Below are 12,644 nucleotides of genomic sequence, written 5' to 3'. Positions count from 1 at the left end.
TAAGGCCTGATACGGCTGAGGCTCCAATACTTACACTAGTCGTATTACAATCAATGGTAGCATTTGACCCTGCATTAGCTGTTGGAGTAGCATTATCTACCGTTACCACTACTGTATCAGCAGCGCTTGCACAACCGGTTGATGCTTTGGTAACCACTAAACTATAAGTTGTGGTGCTGGTTGGTGTTGCTGTGGGCTGTGATGATGTAGAAGAAGACAGTCCTGTAGTTGGGGTCCAAGCATAAGTAAGGCCTGATACGGCTGAGGCTCCAATACTTACACTAGTCGTATTACAATCAATTGTAGCATTTGATCCTGCGTTGGCTGTTGGCGCTGCGTTATCTACCGTTACTACTACTGTATCGGCAGTACTTTCACAGCCAGATGCGTTAGTGACCACTAAACTATAAGTTGTGGTGGTGTTTGGTGTTGCTGTGGGTTGTGCTATTGTAGAATTACTTAACCCTGTAGATGGGGTCCAAGCATAAGTAAGGCCTGATACAGCTGAGGCTCCAATAGTAGCACTTGTATTATTACAATCAATTGTAGCATTTGACCCTGCATTGGCTGTTGGTATGGTACATGCTTTAGTTACAAGTCTAAAGAAGTCGCCCTTTTCTCCATTCTTACAACCCATGGTAAAGGTTTTATTACTATTTGTTACTGTATACCAATCTTTATCATTGGTGTCTGTCCATGAACTATGTGGACTTCCGCCATTAAATGATCCTGGCTCAAAATGCATATCATTGCTGGGAGAAGAATCATAATAACTTGAAGAAAAACTTGAACCTGTAAAATGCTTAAATTCATCATAATTAACATAAACCCCAAGAATTTCATTATCAAAAGTCACAATACCTCCTGATGTATTTCTAAAATTGGAACCATCATGATTTAAATAGACCATATATACATTTACAGCGTCACCAACAGTTAAAGAGCCTTCATATTGAATGTATGACCCCCCTTGATTTAATGAGTTTCTAATTGATGAGGTTAATACTAATCCCTCTGCTTCAATAGTCACTGCATTGGTATCACCAGGATCATATCCTGTAGGAGAGCCTTGTTGATTATAGAATGCGCTTGAAGGTAAGCCTGTATGTTTTTCAATCATATTAGAATTAGTAGAACTAATTCCCTGACCTTGAATAAAATTAATATTAAACACACAGATTATAACTATTATAGCATATTTATAAATACCATTATTTAAATTCATATTAAACATTTTTAGTTTGCACTAATTAATTATTCAATTCATTTATAAAAACAAATTCAGTTCTTCTGTTATCTTGATGCACGAATTCATTACAGATTTCACCATTTGGACATTCATTAATAAGTTTTGTTTCACCATAATTTTCTACTGTAATTCTCTCCTCAGAAATACCTCCTTTATTTACCAAATATTCAGTGGTAGATTTATTTCTCCTCATTGACAAGGATAAATTATAGGGTTGATCACCTCTTGAATCTGTATGAGATAATAAAACAACTTTAACTTTTGGAAATTCATTCATGTATTTAATAATCTTGACCAATTCTAATTCCGCATCGGGTCTTATGTTAGACTTATCAAAATCATATAAAATATGTTTTAATTCAAAATCTTCACACAAAGCAGTATTGTCTTCAATTAAAAACCAAGCCTCTTTTTTTAAAGTATATTTTAAATGATATAAAAGTTTGATTGCTTTGCTTTTAGATTTAAAACGACCGTATGCAACCCTAAACAGTCCTTCAGGATTAATCTCAGCTATAGCAGCATCATACCCTTCACTTATTAAAGATTTTATTTTTCTTTCTGCATTAGATTTATTGCTAAATGATCCAGCTATTATACTATAATGAGGGCATGTTAATTCATCTTTTTCATTGGAAGTATACTGAGGTGTTGGTTTTAAAATTAACTTTAAAGTCTTGATTTTTTCTGAACTATTGGTAAAAACTAAAGTGTCATTTTCATAGTTTTCTTTTTCACCAATAAGTTTATAAGAGTTAAAGTCACAAGCTAAATCAAGGGCATATGAACCATTAATATCAGATTTAAATACTTTAATAGTATTATTATCTTGATCATAAACAGTTACATCAGCATTAGGAATACTTTCAAGTGTATTTTTATCAACTATAACTCCTTTAACATTTTGTTCGCAAGGATTTCTAGTGAAACTATAAATATCATCATCGCCTTTTCCTCCAGCTCTATTTGAGGTAAAATATCCATTTAAACTAACCTCATTTATAAGATATCCAAAATCATCTTTCGGACTATTAATCGGTTTTCCAATATTAGTTGCTACTTCTTTTGAAGTTGAAAGGTTATCAATACTATTAAATTTAAAAATATCCAAACCTCCCAAACCGATATGAGAATCCGATGAAAAATATAATGTACCATTATCACTCACAAAAGGAAAGTTTTCACGCCCTTCTGTATTAATCTTTGTGCCCAAATTTTGTGGAGTTCCAAAAGTGCCATCCTTATTAATATTAACTAAAAAAATATCTGAACTACCAATAGTTCCAGGCATATCAGATGTAAAGTATAATTTTGTTTCATCAATACTTAAAGTTGGATGAGCAACATTATAGTCATCACTATTAAATGGTAATGACTCTATATCTCTCCATTTTTCATCTCTAAAAGTTGCTTTATGAATTTTTAAACCAATTATATTTTTATCATTTTTTCTTGAGTTATTTCTTGTAAAATAAATGGTTTTCCCATCCTTTGTAAAGGCTGTTGAAGACTCATGATGCTTGGTGTTTACCTTGCCAGTAATTTCAGTTATATTGCCTTCTTTATCAAATTGAAATATATCTAAGAAAGGTTGATCATTCCAATTATATAATTTATTTTTTTTATTCCTTGAAGAAGCAAATATTAAATTACCATTATAAATGGATGTCCCAAAATCTGAAAAGGAAGTGTTTATCTCTAAATTACGTAAAGGGAACTCATCAGATACTAAATCTATTGCCTGAAGGTAATTTATATTGAATAATTTACTTCGTGAATCTTCTGGATTTGACTTAATAAACTTCTTCATAATACTGTCAGATTCAGAATAATTTTCAATCGCCTTTAAGGATTGCGCGTATCTGAAATAAATTTCTTTGTCCAAAGCTTCTTCATTTGATGACAATAATTGATTATACCATCTAGAAGCTTCCTCCATTTGTCCATTAAAATAATATGAATTTGCTAGTAGAAGAGTCTTTGTATCATCTTTGCCATCTTCGGCTAATGAAGAAAGCTGCTCAATTATTTTGACATATGATAAATTATCGTATTCTTTTTGTGCATTCTTAATTGTGTTTTTTTGCCCAAAAGAAACCTTAACAAGACATAATGTAAATAACGATATTATAAATAGTCTGTTTTTCATTGTTATAGCTTTTAAAAGAATCTTGGTGATAATATTTTTAATCTTTTAGTTATTTCTTGTAATTCAAACCTCAACATAATTTCATGAGTCCCTCCCGTATATCTATTACCTATAGAATTGTTGTAATCATAGGCATAACCAACAAATAAAGTGTCACTTACCTGAAGACCAGCCAACCCACTAATAGAATCATCCCACCTGTATGCTAAGCCTAATACAAACCTGTTATTAAACATTGTATTCATTGAAAGGTCTGCTATAATGGGGGAGCCAGAAACAGCTTTCACCATAAAAGCTGGTTTTAACTTTATACTATTATCAATATTAAATACATACCCTCCTATTAGAAAAAAATGTAAACTTTCTGAAGATAAAGAACCTTTGTAATCATCATAATGCTTCGTTGTTAAAATATTTGGTAAGGATAGTCCTAAATAACCCCTAGTGGAGTGTAAATATAATCCGACACCTATTGTTGGAGAAAACAAACTTATATTTTCATTAAAAGCTAGATCAGTATTTTGAAAAATAACTCCCCTGGTCCAATCTGAACTTAAATTATGTAAGCCTCCTTTAAGTCCAAATGATAGCTCCGTTAATTCATTTAATCTTATTGTATAAGAGAAATTTAGATCTATGTAGTCCTCTCTTATTGGTCCTAATTGATCGCTTACAATACTTAACCCTATGCCAAGATTTTCGTTTTTTAAAGGAGAATGAATTCCAAATGTTAGTGTCTTTGGAGCACCATCAATACCTACCCATTGTGTGCGATATAAACCCGTGATACTCAATACATTTCTTTGACCCGTATAAGCAGAGTTTACACTCATGGTATTATACATGTATTGAGTGTATTGAGGGTCTTGTTGTGAACATACTTCAAGACTAATTAGTATTCCGAAGAATATTAAGAATAAGTTTTTCATTATTAAATAGAAATTATAACTGAGTTAAGACTTTCAGAATCTAAAAGTTTTATTTTTTTTCCTAATCGATACCTTTGAGTTTCAACTGTTCTTATTGACACTCCTGTTATTTGAGAAATTTCATTAGTGCTTTGATTCATTTTAATGTAAGCACACAGACGAAGATCAGTTTGTGAGAGTTTTCCATATTTCAATACTAAAACTTTAAAGAACTCAGGATATACCTCTGTAAATTGACTCTCAAAGTTTTCAAATATTTTTTCAGATCCAATGATTCTATCAATTTCTCTTTCAATTTCAAAAGACACTTTTTCAGAATCTTTATTTTTACCTTTTTGTTTTAAAACACTGTGCTTTAAAATGTCTAGATAATTGTTTCTTTGAGCAATGAAATTTGTTTTACTAACTAACTCTAATTGTTTTTTCTCTAGTTTAGTTTTTGACACATTCTTTTCTACTTCAAGTCTAATATTTCTTTCTTTTTGATAATTAAAATTCACTTTTATGGTTATAAGTGAAAAAAATAGAATTACAAGCCCAATAATTAGTATGAATAAATATGTATTGTACCTAATCTTATTTTGGTTTAGTTCGCTTTGTTTTTTAGACAACAATATCTGAGTCTCAAGATTATTAAATAAATCCTTGATGTTGGAAAAACTAGAAAAACTATTGAGTTTAATCAATGAATCTTTTACTCTAATTAATTTATTAGTATTATTTTGTTGATGATAAATACTTTCAAGGATTTCATAATTATTTTTCTTTATATCTCTGCTCAGGCTAGCACCTTTAAGGCTTTCTAGAGCCATTTTTTCAGCATTAGTGTGGTCGTTTAGTCTGATGTAACATTTTGAAATATCAGAATTAAGCAAAGGAACTTCTAAAGGAAAGTTAATCAGAATTTCTTTTGATTTATTGAAATAATCAATGGCAGTTTTATATTCTTTTTTTATATTCTTAAAATATTGACCATAAACTAAATATATATATCCAAGATTTCTCTGTAGCTCTGATCTTTCAAATAATTTCTGACTATTTATTTCAGATTCATGTAGTTTTTTTGCTTTGTCAAAATATTCATTTGCCACAAAGATTTTATCCAAACTAAACAAGTTTAAAGCTATTAAATCTGCGTATGTATAAATTATTCCTGCCAAATCATTTATTTCGACTCTACTGTCCAAGGATTTTAAATAAAACTCTTCAGCAGATTTAAAATCATTTTCTTTTTGAGAAATCATTCCTAAATTTCTGTAAACAACATTTAGACCATTATTTTTAGCTTGTTCATTTGAGTACAATAAAAAGTTTTCTTGTGCTTCTAAATATTTGTCTTTTGCTCTTTTATAATCACCAGCGGCAAAATAAATATTTCCAATATTAACAAGCACCCATGAGGGAGAATTTATCTTTTTTTCTATTCTTTGAGATAACGGAACTAAGTTAAACGCCCTTAAAGACTCAGAGTAATAGTTGAGCCCATCTGCATATAGTCCTTGAGAAGACAAAACTTCACCTATTAAACTATAGGTCGATACTAGCTCTATTGTGGGATTCCTTAAGTCACTTATTTTGAGTGCCTCAAAACCAAACTCAAGAGCAATCTGGAGATCAAGATCTTTATATTTTCTAATAGAATCATTTAATGACTTTTGGTCATTAGAGGTGAATTGGTTTGCACCAAAAAAAATATTCAAAAAGAGAACTAGTGAAAAAAACAAATTTTAATTTTTTATTAGGCTGAAAGTTTATTGGATTATAATTTATGGATTTGCATGCTCAGGCAAATGTTTTTTTAAATAAATTTTCTCCTACATTATTTATATTTAAGTTTTTAATTGCGATCAAATATAGTGAATACAGAACTACGTCACTACTACTATGCTATCAATGTAGTAGTAGTGACGTAGTTCTGTATTCACTATGTTAAAGGTATTATACTCTTAAAAATAATCAGACGAATGCCTGCAAACATATTAAAGTTTATACACCAACTCTTCTTTTAGCTTTTCTTTTCATAAACCTCTCCTTTTCTCTTAAAAATTCTTCACGAGTATATGTTCTCCCATTACAATAAATGGATCTGGCATGCTCAGGAAAGTCATTGTCAAATAAATATTCACTTATCATTTGTATGTGATTTATGGTGGCCTATATTTGTTGCAAATAAATGTAGTGAATTTATAACTACTTCATTATTAATATATTGATTTTTTATTGAGAACAGAAAGATGGATAGGGTTAGTAAACGCCTAGTGGAGGAGACTCACAAACATCAATATTTATAGATTTGGCAGGAGTTGGCCTAAATGCTTCACAAACAATACATTGTGCATCATTTGAATCCGAACTAAATGCAAAATAAAATTCATCTCCCTCCTGAATTTCTGTAGGAAAATCACAGTAATTAGAAAGTCTAGAAACATTATTGTAAACTATCCCTGTGGTCTCATCAGTCCATTCAGCTTCAACTAAATTAGAATTAGAACCCACGTCTATTAATTCGATCACATAATTAAAACAGATACCTTTTATGGCAAGCTTGGCCCTGTATGGGTATGATTCACTACAAACAGATGCATCCTCCTCTTCTTTACATGAAAAAAGGATTAAAAATGTAAAAATAAATGAGCAGAGTTTTAAAATTTTCATAGATTAAGTGTGATTTGAGAATCATCATTACTCAAATGAATTTCTTCATTTACTTCAATTTCTTCAACTTCAATATTAGTTTCTTCTATTGAAAAAGGAAGACTTTCTTTTAGGATTATTGTTTTTATTTTTTTATCTGTCAGTTGATTTCCAATAGCTTTTATTCCTTTTATACTTATAAACTCCTCTGCATTTACAAGAATTGATTTGGGTACCTCTTCTCCCCTTTTCTGCTTAGAAAAGTGAATTTCTAAAACAGGTCTTCCCTCAGTTGTGATATATAAAAGTTCTGTTTTTTCTTTGATGAAAAGATCTTCTTTATTCTCATTTTCAATTAAAAACCTCTTTAAAAATGATTTCTTTTTGTCAGGATCATAATAAACTGCAGTAATTGGCTTTCCAGGAACCCACTTCTCAAGAATTAACTGTTCTTTATCAAAATGAAGAGTCATCTCCGGAGTCATAACTTTCACAGTCGCATTTCCCGTAATCTCAAGTAATTTATCTCCACCTTTGAATGCTCCCAAAAGTTTCCCTCTGCCATCAGTGTTTAATCTCTGAACTGTAGTGTCTATCCATATATCTCTCGGTTTTAGCGTAGACTTTCCTTTTTCTTTAAGCTCAATGCCATTTTTGCGAATGGTATACTTGGTTACAATATTTCCTTTTGAATTTCTTCCTTTAATCAAATAATCAGCAAAATCTAAATCCCATTTCAATTTTTTTATACTTCCAGTATTTCTAAGATTTATTGATACTATCTCTGCTTCACCATTTGGATTAGCAGAAAAATACTGAATTTCAGAGTTTGATTTTCCTTGTGTCAAATCATAGGACTTATCTCTTGTGACTCCACTAACTGGAAATCTTTTAACAAAATAGGTTCCATTTTTTCCATCTCGATATATCATATTATAGATAGTCCTTGAGTCTTTTCGCTTAAAAATAGCAATATGAATAATATTTTTTTCAACAAAAACTTTGTTATCTACCTTTACAACCTGCATTAGTCCAGAAGCAGTAAAAACAATGATATCATCAATATCAGAACATTCACAGATAAACTCGTCTTTTTTAAGACCTGTGCCAATGAAACCTTCTTCTTTGTTTACATATAATTTTTGGTTCCTAACAACAACCTTTTTAGCATCTACATCATCAAAAGTGGTAATTTGTGTTTTTCTTTGTTTGTCCTTTCCATAAGTCTTTAAAAGATGATCAAAATATCGAATAGCATAATCAATCAGGTGATTTAAATTATTCTTTACTTCGCTTATATCTCCCTCTAAAGCACCAATTTTCTGTTGTGCTTTATCTATATCAAACTTAGATATTCTTTTAATTCTAATTTCAGTTAACCTAACTATATCTTCTTCAATCACTGGCCTTTTTAAAATACCCGTATATGGTTGTAATCCTTTACCTATAGCACTAATTACAGCTTCCCAAGTCTCAACCTCTTCAATATCACGATAAATTCTATTTTCTATAAAAATTCTTTCTAGTGACGCAAAGTGCCATTGGTTCTCCAGTTCTCCAAGTTGAAATTCAAGCTCTTTTTTGAGTAATTCAACAGTATTATCAGTTGAAATTCTCAATATTTCAGAAATTCCAATAAAACAGGGTTTATTATCAATAATAACACAGCTTAATGGAGAAATTGAAGATTCACAATCTGTAAAAGCGTATAACGCATCGATTGTTTTGTCAGGAGAAATACCTGGAGGAAGATATATTAATATTTCAACATTTTCAGCAGTATTATCTTCAATTTTTTTAATTTTAATTTTTCCTTTATCGTTGGCTTTCAGTATATTATCAATCAATGATGAAGTGTTGGTTGAGAAAGGAATTTGATCAATTATTAAAGTGTTTTTATCACGCTGAGTAATAGATGCACGAACACGTATTTTACCTCCACGCAAACCATCATTATAATTTTCAACATCAATCGAGCCTCCTGTTTGAAAATCAGGATAAACTTTAAAAGACTTTCCTTTTAAGTAACCAATTGAAGCCTTAATTAGTTCATTGAAATTATGAGGTAAAATTTTTGTTGATAAACCTACTGCAATACCTTCAGCACCCTGCGTGAGAAGCATTGGGAATTTAACAGGAAGGTTAACAGGCTCTTTCCTCCTTCCGTCGTAGGAAAGCTGCCAATCTGTTACCTTGGGACTAAAAACTACCTCCAGAGCAAATTTTGATAATCTTGCCTCTATATATCTTGAAGCAGCTGCTCTGTCACCAGTTAATATATTTCCCCAGTTACCCTGCATATCAATCAAAAGTTCTTTTTGACCAATCTGAACCATAGCATCAGATATGCTAGCATCTCCATGAGGATGGTATTGCATAGTATGACCAACAACATTTGCTACTTTATTATACCTACCATCATCAAGATCCTTCATAGAATGAAGAATTCTTCTTTGAACTGGCTTAAATCCATCTTCAACTGCCGGAACTGCTCTTTCCAAAATAACATAAGAGGCATAGTCAAGAAACCAATCCTTGTACATGCCTGTTATCTTTACAAGCGTGTCTGAAGTGTCTTTTGACCCTAAAAAGCTATTCTCTTCTAAAATCATTCTACTGTATCTAATTCAACCTTCAGGTTATCAATTATAAATTTTTGTCTTTCTTGAGTATTTTTACCCATATAGAATCCGAGCAACTCTTCACTAGTTACTGACCTGTCCAGCATTACAGGGTCTAAACGTATATCTTCACCTATAAAAAACTTGAATTCATCTGGAGATATTTCACCCAACCCCTTAAACCTTGTTATTTCAGGTTGACCGCCTAATTTATTTATAGCTTTAATCTTTTCTTTTTCAGAATAACAATAAAACGTTTCTTTCTTGTTTCTAACCCTAAATAAAGGCGTTTGTAGGATATATAAATGTCCTTCCTTTATAAGTTCAGGAAAAAATTGCAAGAAAAATGTTATTAAAAGAAGTCTTATATGCATTCCATCTACATCAGCATCAGTGGCAATTACAATATTATTATAACGAAGATCCTCCATGCTTTCCTCTATATTAAGTGCTGCCTGCAGCAGATTAAACTCCTCATTTTGATAGACTATCTTCTTTGTCATGCCATATGTGTTTAGAGGCTTACCTCTAAGACTAAAGACTGCCTGAGTGTTTACATCTCTTGATTTTGTGATAGAACCACTTGCCGAATCACCTTCAGTAATAAAAACAGTAGAGTCTAAACGACGATCTTTTTTTAAATCCCCAAGGTGAACCCTACAGTCTCTAAGTTTTTTATTATGTAAACTAGCTTTTTTAGCACTTTCTCTTGCTAACTTTCTAATCCCAGACAACTCCTTGCGCTCTCTTTCAGCTTGCATAATCTTTCGCTGTAAAGCTGCCGCCGTATCTGAGTTTTTATGTAGATAGTTATCTAGCTGAGTGGTTAAAAAATCATTTATATAACTTCTAACTGTAGGAAATTCTCCACCCATCTCTGTTGAACCTAATTTAGTTTTAGTTTGAGATTCAAAAATAGGCTCCGTCACTTTTATACTTATTGCTGATATAATTGACTTCCTAACATCAGATGCATCATAATTTTTTCCAAAAAACTCTCTAATAGTTTTAACTATAGCCTCCCTAAAAGCAGACTGATGAGTCCCTCCTTGTGTTGTGTTTTGCCCATTAACAAAGGAATGGTACTCCTCACTATATTGAGTTTTACTGTGAGTAACAGCTACTTCAATATCGTCACCTTTTAAATGAATAATTGGATATAATAAATCAGAATCGTTTGACTGGTCTTCTAAAAGATCTTTTAATCCATTTTCTGAATAAAACTTTTCGCCATTTAAAGTAATTGTTAAACCTGGATTTAGATAAACATAGTTCCTAAGCATTTTTTCAACATACTCAATACGGTATTTATAATGTTTAAATATTACTGAATCTGGAACAAACTCAACCAATGTACCTTTTCTCTTGCTACTCGGCATCTCCTTTGAATCATCGACTAACTCTCCTTGTTCAAAAATGGCTGATTTCATATTATTATCTCTGTGAGATGAAACTTTAAAGTGAGACGACAAGGCATTTACAGCTTTAGTCCCCACGCCATTAAGTCCAACTGATTTTTTAAAGGCTCTTGAGTCATATTTTCCTCCAGTATTCATTTTACTTACAACGTCAACCACCTTACCAAGAGGTATACCTCTTCCATAGTCACGGACTTTAACTTTATTCTCCTCGATTAATATTTCAATAATTTTTCCTGCCCCCATAACATACTCATCAATACTATTATCAAGAACTTCTTTTAATAATATATATATTCCATCATCAGGAGACGAGCCATCACCCAACTTACCAATATACATACCAGGACGCATACGAATATGCTCTTTCCAGTCAAGAGATCGAATATTTTCTTCTGTATATTGTGAATTATTATCCATATATCAATGATAAAGATAATTGTTCAACAACCAATTTCATTGGTCAAATAGCTAAAAAGTATTAACAATTAAAGAGCTTTTTTTGTTGAAAAATTCAGAAAAACATTAGTATTAATTAAATTAACAGAGCTAAACATTAAAACGAAAATGCAATACGTCACCATCTTTAAGAATATAATCTTTTCCTTCAACCTTTATTTTACCTGCCTCTTTAACTTTCAATTCGCTACCATAGTTTATTAAATCATCAAACGAAATAACCTCAGCACGAATAAATCCTTTTTCAAAATCAGTATGAATAACTCCAGCAGCCTGAGAAGCAGAAGCGCCAATTGGAATTGTCCATGCTCTGACTTCTTTTTCTCCAGCAGTGAAATAGGTCTGCAAGCTTAAAAGACTGTATGTAGATCTAATTAATTTTGATGCTCCTGGCTCTTTTAAACCGACATCATCTAAAAACATTTCTCGCTCTTCAAAAGAATCTAATTCGTTTATATCAGCTTCTGTAGATACAGCAAGGAATAACATTTCTGCATTTTCATCTGAAATTGATTCCTTTACTTTATCTACATAAGAATTACCAGAAACTGCATCAGACTCAGATACATTACAAACATAAAGAACAGGTTTGTCTGTAATCAGCTGTAAAGGTTTAATAAATAAATTTCTTTCTTCTTCTGTAAAATCTAACCCTCTAACATTTAATGATTTTTCTAACCCTTCTTTTAAAAACTCAATAACTTTCAGCTCTTTCTGAGCTTCTTTATTTCCAGTTCTGGCTGATCTTGAAATTTTTTCTATCTTCTTTTGGACCGCCTCTAAGTCCTTTAATTGTAACTCAATATCAATTGTTTCTTTATCTCTTATTGGATCTACAGTATTATCTACATGGACTATATTATCATCATCAAAACAACGAATAACATGAAGTATAGCATCAGTTTCACGAATATTCCCTAAAAACTGATTGCCAAGTCCCTCTCCTTTACTGGCCCCCTTGACTAAACCTGCAATATCAACAATTTCGACAGTTGCAGGAACAACTCGTTCAGGGTTTACTATACCTGAAAGTTGAGACAGTCTTTTATCAGGAACGTTAACTATCCCGATGTTGGGCTCTATTGTGCAAAATGGAAAATTAGCACTTTGTGCTTTTGCATTTGACAAACAATTAAAAAGTGTGGACTTTCCCACATTAGGTAATCCTACTATTCCTGCTTTCAT

Annotated in this window: 8 protein-coding genes; all 8 read right to left on the bottom strand. The window is 31.6% G+C overall.

The annotated features are described in order from the left end of the window. Positions 1–1,225 (bottom strand): hypothetical protein (locus AC34EU_RS06830; protein ID WP_489696123.1); only part of this gene is annotated, 1,225 nt, incomplete at its 3' end. 25 nt (positions 1,226–1,250) lie between these two features. After that, positions 1,251–3,398 (bottom strand): OmpA family protein, encoded by a 2,148-nt coding sequence (locus AC34EU_RS06825; protein ID WP_489666957.1) that lies wholly within the window; start codon positions 3,396–3,398, stop codon positions 1,251–1,253. Positions 3,399–3,409: 11 nt separating this feature from the next. Next, entirely contained in the window at positions 3,410–4,327 is a 918-nt protein-coding gene (locus tag AC34EU_RS06820; RefSeq protein WP_489696122.1) for a PorP/SprF family type IX secretion system membrane protein, read from the bottom strand. A gap of 2 nt (positions 4,328–4,329) precedes the next feature. Then, positions 4,330–6,027, bottom strand: a complete 1,698-nt coding sequence (locus AC34EU_RS06815) for a tetratricopeptide repeat protein (protein ID WP_487534313.1) — start codon at positions 6,025–6,027, stop codon at positions 4,330–4,332. 544 nt (positions 6,028–6,571) lie between these two features. After that, positions 6,572–6,982: a hypothetical protein gene (locus tag AC34EU_RS06810; protein WP_487534310.1), complete on the bottom strand. Its 411-nt coding sequence runs from the start codon at positions 6,980–6,982 to the stop codon at positions 6,572–6,574. After that, entirely contained in the window at positions 6,979–9,573 is a 2,595-nt protein-coding gene (locus AC34EU_RS06805) for a DNA gyrase/topoisomerase IV subunit A (protein WP_487534309.1), read from the bottom strand. Before AC34EU_RS06805 ends, AC34EU_RS06810 begins: the two co-directional genes overlap by 4 nt. Continuing rightward, on the bottom strand, positions 9,570–11,420 hold the full coding sequence (locus AC34EU_RS06800; RefSeq protein ID WP_487534308.1) for a DNA topoisomerase IV subunit B: 1,851 nt from the start codon (positions 11,418–11,420) through the stop codon (positions 9,570–9,572). The genes AC34EU_RS06805 and AC34EU_RS06800 overlap by 4 nt, the downstream gene beginning before the upstream one ends. Positions 11,421–11,549: 129 nt before the next feature. Then, positions 11,550–12,644, bottom strand: a complete 1,095-nt coding sequence (gene ychF / locus AC34EU_RS06795) for a redox-regulated ATPase YchF (RefSeq protein WP_487534307.1) — start codon at positions 12,642–12,644, stop codon at positions 11,550–11,552.

It is taken from the genome of Candidatus Marivariicella framensis (assembly GCF_982709265.1).
Note: the sequence above shows the minus strand (reverse complement) of the source record. Positions and strands in the feature narration are given on the sequence as shown.

What these genes read in the sequence shown, in the direction of transcription:
- AC34EU_RS06825 (WP_489666957.1), bottom strand. Translation starts at nt 3,398, where the DNA reads ATGAAAAACAGACTATTTATAATATCGTTATTTACATTATGTCTTGTT.
- AC34EU_RS06820 (WP_489696122.1), bottom strand. Translation starts at nt 4,327, where the DNA reads ATGAAAAACTTATTCTTAATATTCTTCGGAATACTAATTAGTCTTGAA.
- AC34EU_RS06810 (WP_487534310.1), bottom strand. Translation starts at nt 6,982, where the DNA reads ATGAAAATTTTAAAACTCTGCTCATTTATTTTTACATTTTTAATCCTT.
- AC34EU_RS06805 (WP_487534309.1), bottom strand. Translation starts at nt 9,573, where the DNA reads ATGATTTTAGAAGAGAATAGCTTTTTAGGGTCAAAAGACACTTCAGAC.
- AC34EU_RS06800 (WP_487534308.1), bottom strand. Translation starts at nt 11,420, where the DNA reads ATGGATAATAATTCACAATATACAGAAGAAAATATTCGATCTCTTGAC.
- ychF (WP_487534307.1), bottom strand. Translation starts at nt 12,644, where the DNA reads ATGAAAGCAGGAATAGTAGGATTACCTAATGTGGGAAAGTCCACACTT.